This is a genomic window from Erysipelatoclostridium sp. DFI.2.3, assembly GCF_019132535.1.
GTDB lineage: Bacteria > Bacillota_I > Bacilli_A > Erysipelotrichales > Erysipelotrichaceae > Clostridium_AQ > Clostridium_AQ innocuum.
Genome location: NZ_JAHOOJ010000014.1, coordinates 68797 through 85339, shown reverse-complemented (window position 1 = coordinate 85339; position 16543 = coordinate 68797). Strand labels below are relative to the sequence as shown.

The following is a 16543-nucleotide window of genomic DNA, read 5'->3' as shown; positions in this document are numbered from 1 at the left end:
TTCAGAAACAACAAAAAACAATCCTGCGTACTCCTTAAACAGGATTGTTTTCTTCTACCTTCTTTTCTTATTTACGAATTGGAAAACAGATTTCTGTCACAAATTCCTTTGGATTGTCACACTGCCCCCAGCCCTTGTGATAAATGCAGAAATTCGCTCCATCCAGCTCATAGCCGTTTTCCTTGATCCACATCGTAATCGCCATGCAGACCTCCGTAATCTGGCTGTAATCACCGGTAAAAGTAACACTGGCAACCATTTCATCCTTCAGCTGACGAAAGCAGATATCCTCAACATCCTCATAGCTGCCGACTACCTCCGTGGCGATTTCTATATCCACATTCTTTTCTGCAAATCCCTCATCAAAGAAATATGCCCGTGCATTTTGCGGTTGTGCAAAGGTGATATCCAGATGCTTTTCCGCAAGGATGCTGTACATCCTCTTCCATACCAGATCCTCACGCTCATATGTGGGAATCATGCTGCGCAGGGTTGCGGCATACATTCCCTTGATTTGTTTTACTTCTACCGTATACTTCATAAACGTATCCTCCGTATCGAGCAGCTTCTGCGCCCGTTCCAGTCGGATCAATGTATTCGAAATCCTTTGCCGTTCCTCTTCCAGCTCCTTCATGCGTATCTGAAAATACCGCTGAATCTCCTGCGGACTGTCATACTGCGCCATGATTTCCTCCATCATGGCGACACTGAAGCCGGCTTCTCTTAGAAACCGTATTTTGGCAGCCTCGAAAATCTGTTCATGTGCATAAAAGCGATATCCGCTTTCCTCATCCACATAACGGGGCTTCAACAGATTATGCTTTTCATAATACCGCAGCATCCGGATACTGATCCTGGACAGCTTCGAAAAATCACCAATCCTTAACATGCAAGGCACCTCGCTTTCTGAGCTCACAGGAAGTATACGCCATGACACAATGTCAGAGTCAACCCGCTGTTAGAAATACTGTACGGTTCTTGTATCCAGACAGACAACCCCCAGTCTGCTGTGAATATCATTTGCCGCACACCCGCAGTCGATATCCATAATACGTGCAGTCTTTACATCACCGGTATCTGTCCAAATAGCATAAGGATGTGCCTCCTGAAAAAACAGGGTAGGTGTATGACCGACAATCACACTGCGGTCATCAAACAGACGCTCATGTACATCCATACGGTCCCATACAAAGCGTTCCATTGTAACATCACTGTCTTTCACATCCTGCTGTGTTACGATACCATGCGTAAACTGTGGCTGCGCACTGCCATGTGTTAAGTAAAACAGTTCCTCATGCACTTTAAGGTCACAGATTGCAATCGGCAGTTCATCCAGATAATCCAGAAGCTCACGCTGCTTCCTTTCATTCAGACGTTCAAAGGCATCGATCGTCGGGCTGCAGTGATTGCGTTGCCAGCGATCGGTTACCACCCATGCCTCCTGCATATCGGTTATCACATGGTGCACCGCCTCATAATACTGCTTCATCATATATTCATGATTTCTCAGCAGCATATATACATTATCTCTATTCATAATATCTAGAAGGATGGCAATTCCATCCCTTCCGCGGTCAATCACATCCCCCAGTACAAACAGCGTATCCTCATTCTGTAACGCAAGTGCCTCCAGCATGGCATCGTAGCGGTCCTTAAGGCCATGGACATCACTCATCACATAGGTACTCAAAAACATCCCTCCTTTATGCCTTAACCAGCAGTTGATTTATACCACAGTATGTTAACTCTTCTTCCATTGCAGGAAGCCCTGTCCTGCTTTATACTATAGTTACAGGTACCTGTAGAAAGTAAGGGGTATGCATATATATGGATATAGGTAAAAACATCGTTCGTCTGCGCAATGAAAAGGGTTATACACAGGAAATGCTGGCATCACTTCTTCATGTCAGCTCTGCGGCAGTGAGTAAATGGGAGCACGGAGTTTCCCATAGTTAAAGATACCACACCCAATATCACAAACTCACGCTTAAACAATATTCCTTAGTCAACCACATACAATAACAAATACAAAAAAGCTGGAAGCAGACTTAATTTTGCTCCCAGCTTTTCTTTATTGTTTTGATGAAGTCGTTCAATGATACTTGTTTTTGCTATCTGCTTACATAATGTGCATACTTGTCACTTGTGTTCTGATATATCTGTCCCTCTTATTGCCTAAACTCATATTAAGGGTGTGATATATCCAAGTGCAATAGCCTTGTTATAGGCTTCGATAGCATTTTTAGCCCCCAGCTTATCATAGATGCTTTGGATATGGTTGTAAAGTGTCCGTTCACTGATATACAGTTCTTGCGCTATTTCATGCTTTGTTTTCCCTGTTCCAATCGCCTTAATAATTTCCGCTTCACGATCTGTCAGGGGATCTAATAAAGGGGGCGTAGTGGACTTGTGACCTTTACTAATAGCTGTGAGTTTTTTTACCAACTCGTCAGCAGAAGCAGACTTATCAATATAACTTACGGCGCCTTTTTTAAGTGCCTCCTGTCTATAAACTGGCATATCATAAGAGGATAGCATAACCACCTTTATTTTTGGCTTTTTACTATATATCGTTTCTATCAGATCAATGCCAGAACTTTTTGACTGCTCTCTTAGGTTGACATCAAGTAATACAATGTCCCATTCGTCTACGGAAAGAATATTCCAAAACTCTGTTTCATTACTTACATAGCGACAGATAGAGATTTCATCCCAATCTTCCAGAAGTTTGCTTAAACTCTCTCCAAATATCCTGTGATCATCAAATAGTAATATCTTCATTTTTTCTCCCCAAAACTGCCGTTGCAGTTAAAATACCATCTTTCTCTAAATACTGAATGTTACCACCATTCCCATTTATCAACACCGTCAAGAACAGCATACCACCTTTGGAAGAAAGAATATTTTCAATGTCATTTGGTTTCGCTCCATCATTTTGACAGGTAATTACGAGTCTACTTTCTTCATTTAGCGCGATTTCCAAATGAATAAAAGTAGCGGCAGCGTGTTTATAAACATTGTTGACAAGTTCTTTGATTATCTGCATAGTCTGTTCCAAACTGTTATCTTTTTTCAAAGCAATCCTTGCTTCGCTGTCAATCGTGAAATCTACAAGTATATTCTTCTTTGGGTACAGCTTCTTAATCGCGTCAAGCATATATCCGATATGTTCCCATGAAGCATACCCCGAAAAGATATTAGAGGAATAGAAATTCATCATATTTCTTACCCGCAATTCCAAATCAGACAATATCCTTTTTGTTTCATCAATAGCTGGTGAGCGAAGCGACAGAAGATTTTTGGCACCTCCAATATCTTGAAGCACATCGTTGTGAAGTAGCATTGAAAAATCTTCCCTCTCACTTGCAATATAGTTCGTTAATTCATAATACTTTGTCAGCTCGTTGTAACGAGCTTCCATGTCGCCAAGATGAATGACAGCAAAAGCCTCAAATAAAAGCATTATAAGCTGAAAAAATACATTGACTTGCAGGGTGGACAAATCAAAGCAATAAAGTACGATTGTAAGCAAAGGAATCATGAAAACAAGGACATATCTTGCTTTCCTCTGGGCAATCGGAAGAATATTAACCTGTTTCAAATTTATATATTTATAATCAAGGAAAATTCCCACGAACATTCCAATTAACATAGTTACCGCAGGTAGAATTCGGAAATTGAAAAACGACAGTATGATAGACGCAATTCCAAACAGCAAGCGAACCATTTTTCCCCGGCTTGCGTCAGTTCTTACCAGCATTATTCCGATAATCAATGCAAAAACCAGAAATGCACCCGTGTATAAGGTGGAAAATCCATCATACATCAGCGCCGCAATAAAGGAAACAGAAAGCAGGTTCCAGCCACATTCAGATATTGTTGCCTTTCGCCGTGATGTCATTACATGTAGATAGAGCAGATTGAAATAACAAAGCAAGACGGCAATCGACAATAAGTTGATGGCTCCGTCATTCGCAATTCCTTTATGTGTTCTATCCAATATAACCCATAAAGTCACAATACCCGCATGAAGAAACAGATACGGATAGAAGCGTTTATCCTGCATAGACCCCCCTCCTTTCAGCTAAAATTCATTATGTTAGTAATATGATGATACGATCCGTTCTTTAGTCATCAGACATAAACCACACGCAGTCAAAACTATTATACTCACTGGAGAAAATAGTAGCAACACCCACACATTATTCGTTTTCATAAATATCCCACATTTTAAGACAACCAGCAAAATATGAAGCAGTGTTGCAAAGATAGGAATACTCTTAAACCAGTTCATATTTCTAATCCAGAGAATCAAAACATTTATAAATGCCGAATACAATATGCTAAGGATCAGAAAATAGGTGCCTAATAACAAGATAAGGTTTGGCAGGCGAATGGAAATTATCAAAAGTAGAGGAAACAAAAGGATCAGCGTTCCAATCCATAGTGATAGCAGATTCTCCTTAACAATACTTGAAATTTTAATACCATTAGCAAGTTTCCATTCTATTCTCTTTGTGATTTTTTCTTGCTGCAACATATCCTTGCTTATTTCTCCGGCAAAAAAGATAAATAAGCACAGGTATCCATCAAGCATAAAATACTTTATATCAACGCCAAATACAATGTTTTCTGAAATATCCCCAAAGTTCATCAGAGAGATCATGCCGAAGATAGCTGCTACCGCACTCATAAATATAAAATTCCAGTTCAATACCCTTTTAAGGTTTAATGTTATCAAACCCATTCGCCATCCCTCCTGATGACTGTTTCGTTGCTCATGTGCCGAGCCTTAAAGAAACTTAATAGTGCAAACATCATGCAAAGTGCAACATCAACCACAATAATCAAATAGTCAATTCCTATATGATGTTGATTCACAAACTCTGTAATTCGTTCTGCCGACATCGCAATCAAATAAACCAGTGCAAAATTACCAAAGAACAGAACATTTTTGAACAGTTTTACTCGTTTTACATCCAGTACAATGATATTCAAAGCGACAATCTCACAAAAACTAAGTACAAGAATACTAAGATAAACGCATACGATCCGCCCAAAGCTCATTGTCCAGTCGGTAAAGTAATAGCAACTCATAAAAACAAAGAACGGGATAATACCAGAAAATCGGAAAATCTGTATCGAATACTGTTTTATAATCTCTTTTACCGCAATTCCAGAAGCTGCAAAAAATTCAACTCTCCGGCTTAACTTATCCTTTGCTGTCAAATCTACAATCATAGCACCGGATTGCAGGGAGGTAAGACCAAAAATAACCGCATAGAGCATTAGGACTAAATAATCTTCTCCCTTAGACTGCAAGGCGTCCATCTGCATTGCAAAGCTCATAAAAATCGCCAGAATGGCAACAATCGCAGTATCAATTAGGAGGCTTTTACTTCTGGTAAGATAGTAGCCTGCGCCTTTTCCCATGTTACTCATGCCGATTGCCCTCCTTAATAAAGATTTCTTCCAATGATTGTCCTTGCATTTCTTGAATACCCTTATCAAACAGCAATCTGCCATTTTTAATCATAGATACATCATCAGCGCACTTTTCAATCTCGCTAAGGTCATGTGAAGTGATAATAACCGTTTTTCCGTCAGCTTTTAGAGCCTCTATCAAACTACGGATTTCTACTCTGGATATGGGGTCTACACCCGATGTTGGTTCATCCATGAGCAGAATATCCCGTCCCATCATAATCACAATCAAAAGGGACAGTTTTCTTTTCATTCCTTTAGAATAAGTGCTAACACGCTTTCCTAAATGCTCGGTCAATCCTAATTGCGTACAATAGCCGTCTGAACGATCATTTATTTCAAATCCAAAGTATTTCCCAAAAATTTTCAAATTTTCAAGACCAGTCTGTTCTTCATACAGATAGTCATTTTCAAGCTGCATTGCATATTTCCCTGCAATGTTGATTGTCCCTGCATTTGGCTGGTATACCCCTGTAATCAAGCGTAGCAGTGTTGTCTTTCCAGAACCGTTCGGGCCAATAATCGCATGGATTGTATTTGCTTTTACATTCAGGCTAAAATTCTCAAACAAAACTCTGCCACCAAAACCTTTTTTTAAGTTCTTTACTTCAATCGCATTTTGAATCTCAGACATATTTTTTGCTCCTTTCATTTGGTGCTCCACCATATAGGTATAGTGTATAAAACGAAGAAGCATTTTGCATGAGTAATTACTGCAATTTCGATACTGCCATCAGGCAAATGTCACAGAAACCTCACAACGAGAAAAAAATTTAGTATTCAGTCAGCCTCACAATTACATTACTTTGCAGATACAGCCAGTCCGTAAATTCTTTCGGGCTGGCTGTTCCTGTTTTTACAGCCTTTTTTCTCTGTAAGGCTTCTTTCTTAAAGTCGGAAAAGGCAGCCTGTATTTTTTCCAGACGGTCAGCCGGAAAGCCTGCGGTATTTTTTACCCGGTTTATTTTGTTGCGCCAGTTCTGGCATTCATTTTTATAAAGCAGGTCATAGTTATTTTCTCTTGCCCTCTCGTCAAATTCCCGCTTGTTTTGAAGTGCCTGTGCTTTTCGGCACTTGTCGCTGCACAGCTCATACCGCTGGCTCTTTGCCAGAAAATATTTCCCGCAGACCTTGCACCGCCGGAAGCAAAGCCCCCAGTCATTCAGCCTGTTCAGATAATAGGTAATCAACGGGTAGAGGGACGCATAGGCAGACACACATTCTTCTGTGCGCCGGTTGTCCGGTAACCAGAGGTCAAGCCGGGTATCTTCTGACGGTGCGCCTTTGAAATAAAGGCTGCCAGCTTGAAAATGTTTCGGTTTTCCTGTCTCCCTGTCAAAGCTCATGGCTTCGTTATGGAATACCCCGGTCAGGCTGCTCATTTTATCCATGAAGCGGTCACAGGCAGCGTTACGGTCACGGGGTTCTCTGGCAAGCAGATAGCTGTTCCAGATACGGAACGCCACATACATTTTCAGAGGGTCATTGCTAAGATATTTTCCCCAGAGAAATTCGCTTGCCGTCTGCTCCAGCTCCGGCTGTTTCCGTCGGTTGGAGTGGAGGGCTTGCCGCAGCGGAGAAAGCCCGTATAAGTTCCAATCTCTGTCCGTGTCACGCTCAAAGTTTATCAAAAAAGTTCCCAGCGGGCGTGTCATATCACAAAGCACCTCTGCGTTTTGGCTCCCGTTCAGCCGGAAGCGGATCTGCTGTTCTTCCCCAATCAAAATCCGCTCTTTCATTTTCTTCCTGTCCAGCGTCAGGACAAACAAAATCCTCTCAAAACATGGCTCATGCCGTATAAACTGATTCTCCATCCCTATCCCCTGCCTTTGTTTATGGTAATTATATAATTCAGTTATATCAGTTACACTCATGGTATCGCATAATCATTGTTTTGTCAAGGATAGTACGCTATGATGATTGCGGTTGGTAATTTCGTACCGCACAGTACCTTGACAAGTGAATGACCGTCCAAAAAGGATATGACCGGCAGGAGAAGTGACGCATCCGGCGCACCAATGCAGGGAAACACCGCAGGAATGGGGCAGGAAAACGGCTTTTGGGGAGAGCGGCAGCAGGAAGCATTTTAACCTATTTGATTTATGGGAGGAACAGAATGAACGATAAAAAGAGATTGAACAGCTACGAGGATTTACCGCTGGTTCTGGATGTGGCGGACATTCAGCGGATTATGGGAATTTCAAGAGCGAGCGCCTATGAGCTGGTACACACCCCCGGCTTTCCGGCGTTCCGCAGGGGGAGGCTTATCAAGGTCAGCAAAATTGCTTTCTTTGAATGGATGGCAAAAGGCTCCGAAACCGTACCGGGAAGCGACAAATAAGCGTGAGGTATCATTCCCTGACTGCAATACTGCCGCACTTTCCAAAGGGGCATACAGAGAGAAAAAACCTTAAAAATGATACCGAGACGCTACACCAAAACAGCCTATCTGCGTACATCAGATAGAAACGGAGAAAGGAGCCGGTTATGGCAAGAATGAGCAACAAGCGGCGGCTGGAATGGTCTTTCTTCTTAAATGACCGCAGCCGTATCACTTACAACGAACTGTGCCGGAAATGCCAGCACGAATGTAAACAGAGCTTCCGGGCGGTTGTGGTTGACTGCCCGAAGTATCTTTCCAAGCGTTCCAAGAAAAAGGACAAGACTGCCGGAAACGGAAAAATCCCTTAGGAACTAAGGGCGCACTTCTATACATAGTCTAAAGACCATGTATCGTGCGTCCTGCGGAGCTTACCTCTGCCGCTGATAAAATCAGCAATCCGAGGTCTGCGTTCGCTTCGCTCCGACAAGGCGGCTGCACCCCCTTGCGCCGCTAAAGCGGCTATCCCCTGTGTACCCGCCGCAAAGAGAAATCCGCTCTGCGGTTTTCCCTTTTCATCGGGTTTTATAGAAGCACTGACACACGGACTGTCTGCGGATGGTCTTTCTTTATCTTATCAGCAAAGGATGTGAGAACATGGAAAAATCTTTGGAACAGTTGAAGCAGGAATATGAAAAAACCACTGTCCTGCTGGAACAGGAAAAACGGAAAATGCAGCGTTTGAAAAACCGGCAGGCGTATCTGGAAAGCGGTTCCCGGAAACAGAGGACGCACCGGCTGATTACCCGTGGGGCAGCTATTGAGAGCATTGCACCACAGACAAAGGAGCTATCCGAAGCGGAATTTTATTCCCTCATGGAAAGCATTTTGAATCTGCCGCAGGCGGAGCATTTCATCCGGTCTGCCGCAGAGAACCACGCCCGTATTTCCGGGCAGGAGAAAGGCGGTGACTAAGGATAGCACTTTATCATTTTTCAATCGCACAGATCAAGCGCAGCGCCGGTCAGAGCGCCATTGCCAGCGCAGCCTACCGAGCCGGGGAGCGTCTTTACAGCAGCTACTATGGAGAAGTCAGCGACTACACCAAAAAGGGCGGCGTGATCGCTTCGGAAATCATGCTGCCGCCCCATGCGCCGGAAATATATCTTGACCGGGCGACCCTCTGGAATGCTGTGGAGAACTGCGAGAAACATCCAAAAGCACAGCTTGCCTATTCCTTTGATATTGCCATGCAGAATGAATTGACGCTGGAAGAAAACATGGAGCTGGCGAGGAAGTTCGTACAGGAGCAGTTTGTGACAAAAGGCATGATTGCCGACCTTGCTTTTCACAGCCCGGAGAAAGAGGACGGCGGCATCCCTAACCCGCATTTTCATGTGATGACAACCATGCGCCCTTTGAACCCGGATGGCACATGGGGACAAAAACAGCGTCGGGAATATCTTCTTGATGAAGATGGAAACCGAATCCGGGATAAAAACGGCGATTATATGTTTAACGCTGTCCATACAACAGACTGGCATGAGCCGGAAACGCTGGAACACTGGCGGGAGCAGTGGGCGGCTGCCGTTAATACAAAATTTGAGGAAAAAGGGCTGGATGTGCGTATCGACCACCGTTCCTATGTGCGGCAGGGGCTTGACCTGATACCTACTGTCCACGAGGGAGCTAATGTCCGGCAGATGGAAGCAAAGGGCATCCGCACCGAGAAAGGGGAACTGAACCGCTGGATTAAAGCCACCAACCGGCTCATGCAGGATGTGAGGAAGAAGATCAAAGCCCTGTTTGTCTGGATGGCAGAGGTAAAAGAAGAACTTTCCAAACCGCAGACACCGAGCCTTGCCGACCTGCTGATCGCTTATTACAACCAGCGCAACGCAGGGGCATGGAGCAATAAAGCCAGAACCGGAAACTTAAAGCAGTTTGCCGAAGCCGTCAATTATCTGACGGAAAACAAGCTGCTCACATTAGAGGATTTGCAGGAGCGTCTTTCCTCTGTCAACGAAGAATTTGAAGCGTTAAGCGACTCCATGAAAAAGAAATCTGCCCGGATAAAGGAATTGCAGGAATTGATACGGGAGGGCGAGAATTACCAGCGGCTAAAACCTGTTCATACGGAATTGAACAATATCAAGTTTAAGAAACAGAGGGAGAAATTTGAAACATCCCACGATGCGGAGTTACGGCTGTTTTATGCCGCCCGCCGTATTTTGAAAGAAAAACTGGGCGGAAAACCCATTGCCCTGAAAGCATGGAAACAGGAATACGCACAGTTAAAAACAGAGTATGCCGAACTGTCTCCGCAGCACAAGCCACTCCGGGAGGAAGTCATACGGCTACGGCAGGTGCAGAACGCCGTAGATACCGCACTGCGCCGGAGGGAGCAGCCACAGGCAGTACAGAGAAAGAAACATGAGATGGAGCTATGATATAACCGGCAGCTTTACCGCTACCAGTATTTTTATGGAGGGAGCATTTGAATGTATTTGAAGCGGTGAAACAGTCTGTTACCACCCGGCAGGCTGCTTCATTCTATGGAATCCGGGTGGGGAGAAACGGCATGGTCTGCTGTCCATTCCACAATGACCGCACGCCCAGCATGAAAGTGGACAGCCGCTTTTACTGCTTCGGCTGCGGGGCTTCCGGGGATGTGATCGACTTTGCCGCTTTGCTGCATGGATTGGGGAAACGGGAAGCTGCGGTCAGGCTTGCGGAGGACTTCGGCGTTTCCTATGAGAAATCCGGCAATGCGCCGCCAGATAGGAAGCGTCACAACAGGTCACAGCCCCGACAAAAATCAGCGGAGCAGAGATTTCAGGAAACGGAACGGTATTGTTTCCGGGTGCTATGCGATTATCTGCGCCTGCTGGAGCATTGGAAAACAGCACACGCCCCACAGCCGCAGGATGCCATCTGGCATCCTCTTTTTGTGGAAGCGTTGCAGAGGATAAGCTACACAGAATACCTTTTGGATATTTTGTTATACGGAGAAATAGAAGAAAAAGCGACATTGATCGCCGCACAGGGAAAGGAGGTGTTGCGGCTTGAACAGCGAATTTCAGAGCTTGCCGCCGGAAACGCAGGAAGCGGTCAAAAGGACGATGGACACAATGGAACCGGCGCAGACACCGGAAGAAATCCGGGAGACGTTAGAGGGGACGCAGAAAGGCGGCGTGAAGAACAGCATCCGAAACTGCCTGACGGTGTTCCAGCGTGACCCGCTGTTTCGTGGGGCACTGCGTCTGAACCTTTTGACGGAGCAGATTGACATTGTGAAGCCGCTGGGCTGGGAGCGCACCAGTACCACGCTGACCGACATGGACATGAACTACCTGCTTTTGTATCTGGAAGAAAATTACGGGCTTACCAGCGAGAAAAAGGTGCAGAGCGCCATCAAGATTGTTGCCAATGAAAACCGCTACCATCCGGTCAGGGATTACCTGAACAACCTGCAATGGGACGGCACAGAGCGCATCCGTTACGCCCTGCATCACTTTCTGGGAGCCGATACGGACGAATACACTTATGAAGCCTTGAAACTGTTCCTGATGGGAGCCATCCGGCGGGTATTCAGACCGGGGAGCAAGTTTGAGGTCATGCTCTGTCTGGTTGGTGGTCAGGGAGCCGGGAAATCTACCTTTTTCCGGCTGCTGGCAGGCAGGGACGAATGGTTTTCAGACGATTTGAAGAAGCTGGACGATGAAAATGTGTACCGCAAGCTGCAAGGGCATTGGATTATCGAGATGTCGGAGATGATCGCCACAGCCAACGCCAAGAGTATTGAGGAAATCAAGTCATTCTTAAGCCGCCAGAAAGAAACCTACAAAGTGCCGTATGAGACACATCCGGCAGACCGGCTGCGGCAATGTGTATTTGGAGGGACGACCAACCGGCAGGACTTTTTACCCCGTGACCGCACCGGCAACCGGCGCTTTCTCCCCGTGACGGTGTACCCGGAACGGGCGGAGGTTCACATACTGGACGATGAAGCGGCGGCGAGGGCGTATATCGAACAGATGTGGGCGGAAGCCATGACGGTTTACCGCAGTGGGAAGTATAAGCTGTCATTCAGCATGGAAATGAACCGATACCTGAACGCCCATCAGCAGGACTTCATGCAGGAGGACACACAGGCTGGCATGATCTACGCCTATTTGGAGGACTACACCGGCGACAGGGTATGCTCCAAGCAGCTTTATGAGGAAGCATTGGGGAACTTAAATTCCCCGGCAGACTGGGAGACACGGGCAATCTGCGAGATTATGAATACCGGCATTGCGGGCGGCATCATACAGGGCTGGGCAGCCTACAAAAGCCCAAAGCGGTATAAGAAATACGGTTCTCAAAAAGGGTGGGAGCGTGTCAACCAAGCCCCGCCGGAGGGGGACGGTTTTCAGGAAATCACGGAAGAAGAAGCCCGGCAAATGGAACTGCCATTCTGAAAAGCCACCGGTTGACAGTTTGGTTGACGCTTCGGTTGACAGCCGGTTGACGGGGAAAAGCCTGATATTTGGGGCATTTCTCCCCTTTGTCAACCATGTCAACCAAGAAATTAAAGAAAAAGTAAAAAGTAATCATAGAGCGCCTATGGATTGTTTTCAAAGTCTTTTCTGCCGGTTGACACGGTTCGGTTGACATGGAGACAGTCTGCGGCTGTACACCTGCCTGACATTCCCTTGTCGGGCATATTTCATTTATGGAGGTAACTGCCTATGGCAAAAAACAAAAACGAGAGCAATAACAAAAACAGCGGCACCCTGCTTACCGAAAAAGACGGCACCCAGTATTTTGTCATGGGGAAAGTCCGTATCAAGGTATCGGAGCATTTCGCACAGGATGGGAAGCCGCTTGACAGCCTACTGGAAGATGTGATCCAGCACGCTGCCGCCGCTTCCTGAAAAAATACGGAATAACGACTGTCAATCAGCCCACGCTTATGATATACTTGTACCAGCGAGTATTGTATAAGCGTGGGTTGTTTCTTTTAGAAGGAGGATTTTTAACCGTGAAACAACCATACAATACAACGATTTATAACACTGCACTATATTTGAGATTGAGCCGTGACGATGAATTACAGGGGGAAAGCGGCAGTATCCAGACCCAGCGCATGATGCTAAGACAGTATGCCGCAGAGCATGGGCTGACCGTTGTAGACGAGTACATTGACGACGGATGGAGTGGGACAAATTTCGAGCGTCCAAGTTTCCAAAGGATGATTGATGACATCGAAGACGGGAAAATCAACTGCGTTGTCACAAAGGACTTATCCCGTCTGGGAAGAAACTATATCCTGACCGGTCAGTACACGGAAATCTATTTCCCCAGCAAGGGAGTACGCTACATTGCCATCAATGACAATGTGGACACCATCAACGGAGAAAGCGAGCTTGCACCGTTCTTAAACATCCTGAATGAAATGCACGCCCGACAGACCAGCAAAAAGGTCAAGGCTGCCATGCACACAAGATTTGCCAATGGCGCACACTATGGAGCCTATGCACCGCTGGGCTATGTAAAAGACCCGGACAAAAAAGGTCATCTTCTGATCGACCCGGAAACACGCTGGATTGTAGAGAAGATTTTTGACCTTGCTGTACACGGGCGTGGAGCCGCCAGCATTACACGGATTCTGGTGGAGGAAAAAGTACCTACCCCCGGCTGGCTGAACTATGAAAGATACGGGACTTTCGCCAATATCTACGCCGGTGCGCCCGCAGAAAAAGCCTATGCGTGGACGATTGCACAGGTCAAGAGCATTTTGAAAGAGGAAACCTACATCGGTCACAGCGTTCACAACAAGCAGAGCAACATTTCATTCAAGAACAAGAAAAAGGTGCGGAAGCCGCAGGAAGAATGGTATCGTGTGGAAAATACCCACGAAGCCATCATTTCCGAAGAAGTGTTCCAAAAAGTTCAAGAGCTGATTGCAAGCAGACGCAGGAAACGCAGAAACGGTACGACACAGATTTTCGCAGGATTGATAAAATGTGCAGACTGCGGATGGTCTTTAGCCTATGGGGAAAACAAGCAGAACAAAAACCCATACGGGTACTACCATTGCAGCAAGAACGGACAGGGATTACGCCAGTGTTCCATGCACTATATCCGCTATGATGTACTGTATGCCTATGTGCTTGCAAGACTGCAATACTGGTCTATGATGGTACAGAAAGACGAGGACAAGCTGCTGAAACGGCTACTCAATGCCAGCGACAGGGAAAGAAACTCTGCGAAGAAAAAGCAGGCTGCGGAGCTGAAAAAGGCAGAGAAGCGTAAAGCCGAGGTTGACGGGCTGTTTGCTAAAATGTATGAGGACTGGTCTGCCGGACGCATAACCGAGTATAACTTCAATATGCTGTCCGAGAAGTACCAGAACGAGCAAAAGGAGCTTGAAACAAAAATAAGACAGCTTCACGAAATGATGGAAGCCGCCGTACAGACCGCAGCGGATGCTGAAAAGTGGATTGCCCTAATGAAACAGTATGTCAACCCTGTGGAGCTGACCGCCGAACTTCTGAACACTCTAATTGAAAAAGTAACCGTCCACGAAGCTGTCAAGGGCGAGGACGGAAGTCGTGAGCAGGAAGTAGAAATCTACTACCGCTTCATCGGCAAAATCGACTGACCTTTCTTTTTTACCCAACAATATCTTTAATTAAGGGAAACGGGCAGCAGCTGTCCCGATATATCTACACTTCCCATTTTAGCACGAATTTTTGATATCAGTATTGATGAGCTGTTGAATTTTGAAAAAAATCTGAGCGAGGAGCAGGTGAACAGGCTATGTGAAGAAATGCTGGGACAGTTTCAAAGTGCACCTTTCCCTGAAGCCATGGCATATGTGAAAAAAGTTTTACGGCAGTATCCCAACAGTGAGAGCCTGAAATTATCGTTTGCCCGCTTATCTATGCAGGTACTTCTTCTGCTTCAGGAGGAAGGTCAGGCAAATGAGTTTCTGGCACTGGCAAAGCAGCTGGCACAGGAGGTTTCACAGTCAGCGGATTTAGAGAAAAAGCAGCTTGCCGGCATCCTCCTGGTGAATTTTCTGGCAATGGAACAGCGCTATGAGGAAGGTCTGCAGCTGCTGCAGAAACTGCCCAGACTTGCGGATACCTCTTCTCTGGAAGGTACGCTTGCCATGCAGATCAAGGATGAAGACGAGGCTATGCATATGCTGCAGGCTCAGCTGTTTTCCCACTATCATCAGATAGGCATGATCCTGTTAAATATGTGTAATCTGGCAAAGCGCAACAACCGTATGGATATGTTAAGAAGCTATCTGCAGCTGATGGAAGGCTTAAGCCACCTGTTTCAGCTCCCTCTCTCGGTAATGTCTCAGCTGTATATCTACAGTGCGGCACTGCATGATGAAGCAGCCACTCTTCGCTATGTAAAGGAATATATCGAGCAGTTGAAATCAATGGACAATCTACAGAAGCAGCGGCAGATGCAGCTACATGACATTCCCTGGTTTGATCATGTAGAGCTGAACGCTCAGGGGCTTTCCAAGGGAATCATGCAGACGCACATAAAAGATATGTTAGAGGATATGGCACAGTCTTCCATCTTATCATTTGACAGTGTACAGCAGCTACTGAAAGAGGAAATCGCCTTGTTAAGGAAAGAATAGATGCAGGAAAATACAGAGGATTCCAGATAAAAAGAACAGAGCGCTCACATATGGTTCTGTTCTTTTTGCCTTTCTCCCGTATACGTATATAGATGTTTTCGTACTGTACCTTACAGCAATTCGGTATGCAGGCAGAGCTGCTCCAGCAGCTGCTCTTTCTTTTCCTCATCCTTGAGCTGTGCAAAAACCTCATCCTCCACACTGCGAATCCAGTATACATGTACGCCTTCCTTTTTTAAATGCAGAGGTAACGGATCCCCGCTTTTTTCATCATCGATCAGCACACAGCCATACTTATCTTTGATTGGGATATCCAGTGTATGCCCATGTCCGACACAGTCAATCGCATGCCATGGAAGTGAACACAGGCCGGCAATCGAGGAGAACAGCTCCATTTCCTCTTCCCTGCTCAACAAACTGCTCGGGTATTGAACTGCGTATTCACATCGGGCGTAGTCTTCATACTCCGCATAATAACGGTCTGCATTCGGCATGGAAAACATACCGGCACCAATGGTAAAGGCATACGACATCCCATCCTTTTCAAAGGTTAACAGCAGTCTGCTTGGAAAACGGTCCTTGTTTAAGTCATAGCAGTTGGTAGCAGCCCCGAACAAATCACTGAGCTGTGAGAAATAAGGAGTGTTATAGGTTTTCCACACCTCATTAAATTCCTGTTTCCAGAAAGCCTTCCCTTCCAGTATCCGTTCCACCATGGGACTGGCATCCTTCAGCTTCCACGCAACCATATTGTTTTCCTTCGCATACAGCGCATAGCCGGGAAAGTTATGACCGTCTGCCCAGGATGGTATGACGCAGACGATTTCATCGTTATGCAGTAAACCGGCGATATGTCCTTCCTTACTCCAGACAATTTCCAGCTCAGCCTCATTCCACGGCTTTATATCCATATCCTCATCCACAAACATACTTGGCAGTACCGGCTGATGATCCTCTTCGATTTTATCTTTCTGAAAGGTAAGAGGTGCCTCCACCAGATTTTTCACCCAGCAGGCAGAGCGGGCAATCAGCCGTTCATTTTCAAAATCCAGATCATACATATAAAAATAAATACTTTCTCCATC

The 16543-nt window shown here is 45.7% G+C and carries 19 protein-coding genes; 10 read left to right on the top strand and 9 right to left on the bottom strand.

The features are described from left to right. Nucleotides 1-67 precede the first annotated feature (67 nt). Both KSZ58_RS14910 and KSZ58_RS14905 read right to left on the bottom strand, forming a co-directional pair. Nucleotides 68-889, bottom strand: coding sequence for a MerR family transcriptional regulator (locus KSZ58_RS14910; RefSeq protein ID WP_008818578.1), 822 nt, complete (start codon nt 887-889; stop codon nt 68-70). A gap of 69 nt (nt 890-958) precedes the next feature. After that, nucleotides 959-1696 (bottom strand): metallophosphoesterase, encoded by a 738-nt coding sequence (locus tag KSZ58_RS14905; RefSeq protein ID WP_233104473.1) that lies wholly within the window; start codon nt 1694-1696, stop codon nt 959-961. 131 nt (nt 1697-1827) lie between these two features. Here KSZ58_RS14905 and KSZ58_RS14900 point away from each other — a divergent pair, with 131 nt between their 5' ends. Beyond that, nucleotides 1828-1956, top strand: a complete 129-nt coding sequence (locus KSZ58_RS14900) for a helix-turn-helix domain-containing protein (protein ID WP_217752794.1) — start codon at nt 1828-1830, stop codon at nt 1954-1956. A 225-nt stretch (nt 1957-2181) separates the two neighbouring features. Here the strand turns inward: KSZ58_RS14900 and KSZ58_RS23235 are convergent, their stop codons facing one another. The 6 genes from KSZ58_RS23235 to KSZ58_RS14870 all read right to left on the bottom strand — a co-directional run bounded on the left by KSZ58_RS23235 (nt 2182) and on the right by KSZ58_RS14870 (nt 7298). Then, the gene (locus KSZ58_RS23235) at nt 2182-2781 is read right to left on the bottom strand and encodes a response regulator (protein WP_009243057.1); all 600 of its coding nucleotides are present in this window, start codon (nt 2779-2781) and stop codon (nt 2182-2184) included. Beyond that, nucleotides 2762-4066, bottom strand: a complete 1305-nt coding sequence (locus KSZ58_RS14890) for a hypothetical protein (RefSeq protein WP_217752793.1) — start codon at nt 4064-4066, stop codon at nt 2762-2764. The genes KSZ58_RS23235 and KSZ58_RS14890 overlap by 20 nt, the downstream gene beginning before the upstream one ends. 33 nt (nt 4067-4099) lie before the next feature. Further along, nucleotides 4100-4747, bottom strand: coding sequence for a hypothetical protein (locus KSZ58_RS14885; protein WP_021738928.1), 648 nt, complete (start codon nt 4745-4747; stop codon nt 4100-4102). Beyond that, complete coding sequence (locus KSZ58_RS14880; RefSeq protein WP_024726894.1) at nt 4738-5442, bottom strand: hypothetical protein; 705 nt, start codon at nt 5440-5442, stop codon at nt 4738-4740. Before KSZ58_RS14880 ends, KSZ58_RS14885 begins: the two co-directional genes overlap by 10 nt. Then, nucleotides 5435-6136: an ABC transporter ATP-binding protein gene (locus KSZ58_RS14875; protein ID WP_118316602.1), complete on the bottom strand. Its 702-nt coding sequence runs from the start codon at nt 6134-6136 to the stop codon at nt 5435-5437. The genes KSZ58_RS14880 and KSZ58_RS14875 overlap by 8 nt, the downstream gene beginning before the upstream one ends. A gap of 121 nt (nt 6137-6257) precedes the next feature. Next, the gene (locus KSZ58_RS14870) at nt 6258-7298 is read right to left on the bottom strand and encodes a DUF6076 domain-containing protein (protein ID WP_217752792.1); all 1041 of its coding nucleotides are present in this window, start codon (nt 7296-7298) and stop codon (nt 6258-6260) included. 302 nt (nt 7299-7600) lie between these two features. Between KSZ58_RS14870 and KSZ58_RS14865 the strand changes: the two genes are divergently transcribed. The 9 genes from KSZ58_RS14865 (at nt 7601) to KSZ58_RS14825 (ending at nt 15458) form a co-directional block, all read left to right on the top strand. Further along, nucleotides 7601-7825, top strand: a complete 225-nt coding sequence (locus KSZ58_RS14865; RefSeq protein WP_005362423.1) for a helix-turn-helix domain-containing protein — start codon at nt 7601-7603, stop codon at nt 7823-7825. A 146-nt stretch (nt 7826-7971) separates the two neighbouring features. Continuing rightward, complete coding sequence (locus KSZ58_RS14860) at nt 7972-8175, top strand: hypothetical protein (RefSeq protein WP_004614949.1); 204 nt, start codon at nt 7972-7974, stop codon at nt 8173-8175. A gap of 286 nt (nt 8176-8461) precedes the next feature. Continuing rightward, nucleotides 8462-8779, top strand: a complete 318-nt coding sequence (locus KSZ58_RS14855; RefSeq protein WP_182436539.1) for a DUF3847 domain-containing protein — start codon at nt 8462-8464, stop codon at nt 8777-8779. Nucleotides 8780-8781: 2 nt separating this feature from the next. Beyond that, nucleotides 8782-10254 (top strand): MobQ family relaxase, encoded by a 1473-nt coding sequence (mobQ, locus tag KSZ58_RS14850; protein WP_217752795.1) that lies wholly within the window; start codon nt 8782-8784, stop codon nt 10252-10254. Between the two features lie 47 nt (nt 10255-10301). Beyond that, entirely contained in the window at nt 10302-11042 is a 741-nt protein-coding gene (locus KSZ58_RS14845; protein ID WP_118719094.1) for a CHC2 zinc finger domain-containing protein, read from the top strand. Next, entirely contained in the window at nt 10927-12267 is a 1341-nt protein-coding gene (locus KSZ58_RS14840) for a virulence-associated E family protein (RefSeq protein ID WP_118655702.1), read from the top strand. Before KSZ58_RS14845 ends, KSZ58_RS14840 begins: the two co-directional genes overlap by 116 nt. Before the next feature lie 270 nt (nt 12268-12537). Then, nucleotides 12538-12723 (top strand): hypothetical protein, encoded by a 186-nt coding sequence (locus tag KSZ58_RS14835; protein WP_004614956.1) that lies wholly within the window; start codon nt 12538-12540, stop codon nt 12721-12723. Nucleotides 12724-12830: 107 nt separating this feature from the next. Then, on the top strand, nt 12831-14453 hold the full coding sequence (locus KSZ58_RS14830) for a recombinase family protein (RefSeq protein WP_117943393.1): 1623 nt from the start codon (nt 12831-12833) through the stop codon (nt 14451-14453). A 114-nt stretch (nt 14454-14567) separates the two neighbouring features. Beyond that, on the top strand, nt 14568-15458 hold the full coding sequence (locus KSZ58_RS14825) for an XRE family transcriptional regulator (RefSeq protein ID WP_217752791.1): 891 nt from the start codon (nt 14568-14570) through the stop codon (nt 15456-15458). A gap of 110 nt (nt 15459-15568) precedes the next feature. Here KSZ58_RS14825 and KSZ58_RS14820 read toward each other — a convergent pair whose 3' ends face one another. After that, nucleotides 15569-16519, bottom strand: coding sequence for a hypothetical protein (locus KSZ58_RS14820; protein WP_233104401.1), 951 nt, complete (start codon nt 16517-16519; stop codon nt 15569-15571). Nucleotides 16520-16543 lie beyond the last annotated feature (24 nt).

What these genes read in the sequence shown, in the direction of transcription:
- KSZ58_RS14855 (WP_182436539.1), top strand. Translation starts at nt 8,462, where the DNA reads ATGGAAAAATCTTTGGAACAGTTGAAGCAGGAATATGAAAAAACCACT.
- KSZ58_RS14870 (WP_217752792.1), bottom strand. Translation starts at nt 7,298, where the DNA reads ATGGAGAATCAGTTTATACGGCATGAGCCATGTTTTGAGAGGATTTTG.
- KSZ58_RS14820 (WP_233104401.1), bottom strand. Translation starts at nt 16,519, where the DNA reads ATGTATGATCTGGATTTTGAAAATGAACGGCTGATTGCCCGCTCTGCC.
- KSZ58_RS14865 (WP_005362423.1), top strand. Translation starts at nt 7,601, where the DNA reads ATGAACGATAAAAAGAGATTGAACAGCTACGAGGATTTACCGCTGGTT.
- KSZ58_RS14860 (WP_004614949.1), top strand. Translation starts at nt 7,972, where the DNA reads ATGGCAAGAATGAGCAACAAGCGGCGGCTGGAATGGTCTTTCTTCTTA.
- KSZ58_RS14875 (WP_118316602.1), bottom strand. Translation starts at nt 6,136, where the DNA reads ATGAAAGGAGCAAAAAATATGTCTGAGATTCAAAATGCGATTGAAGTA.
- KSZ58_RS14835 (WP_004614956.1), top strand. Translation starts at nt 12,538, where the DNA reads ATGGCAAAAAACAAAAACGAGAGCAATAACAAAAACAGCGGCACCCTG.
- KSZ58_RS14900 (WP_217752794.1), top strand. Translation starts at nt 1,828, where the DNA reads ATGGATATAGGTAAAAACATCGTTCGTCTGCGCAATGAAAAGGGTTAT.
- KSZ58_RS14890 (WP_217752793.1), bottom strand. Translation starts at nt 4,066, where the DNA reads ATGCAGGATAAACGCTTCTATCCGTATCTGTTTCTTCATGCGGGTATT.
- KSZ58_RS14885 (WP_021738928.1), bottom strand. Translation starts at nt 4,747, where the DNA reads ATGGGTTTGATAACATTAAACCTTAAAAGGGTATTGAACTGGAATTTT.
- KSZ58_RS14840 (WP_118655702.1), top strand. Translation starts at nt 10,927, where the DNA reads ATGGACACAATGGAACCGGCGCAGACACCGGAAGAAATCCGGGAGACG.
- KSZ58_RS14910 (WP_008818578.1), bottom strand. Translation starts at nt 889, where the DNA reads ATGTTAAGGATTGGTGATTTTTCGAAGCTGTCCAGGATCAGTATCCGG.
- KSZ58_RS14880 (WP_024726894.1), bottom strand. Translation starts at nt 5,442, where the DNA reads ATGAGTAACATGGGAAAAGGCGCAGGCTACTATCTTACCAGAAGTAAA.
- KSZ58_RS23235 (WP_009243057.1), bottom strand. Translation starts at nt 2,781, where the DNA reads ATGAAGATATTACTATTTGATGATCACAGGATATTTGGAGAGAGTTTA.
- KSZ58_RS14905 (WP_233104473.1), bottom strand. Translation starts at nt 1,696, where the DNA reads ATGTTTTTGAGTACCTATGTGATGAGTGATGTCCATGGCCTTAAGGAC.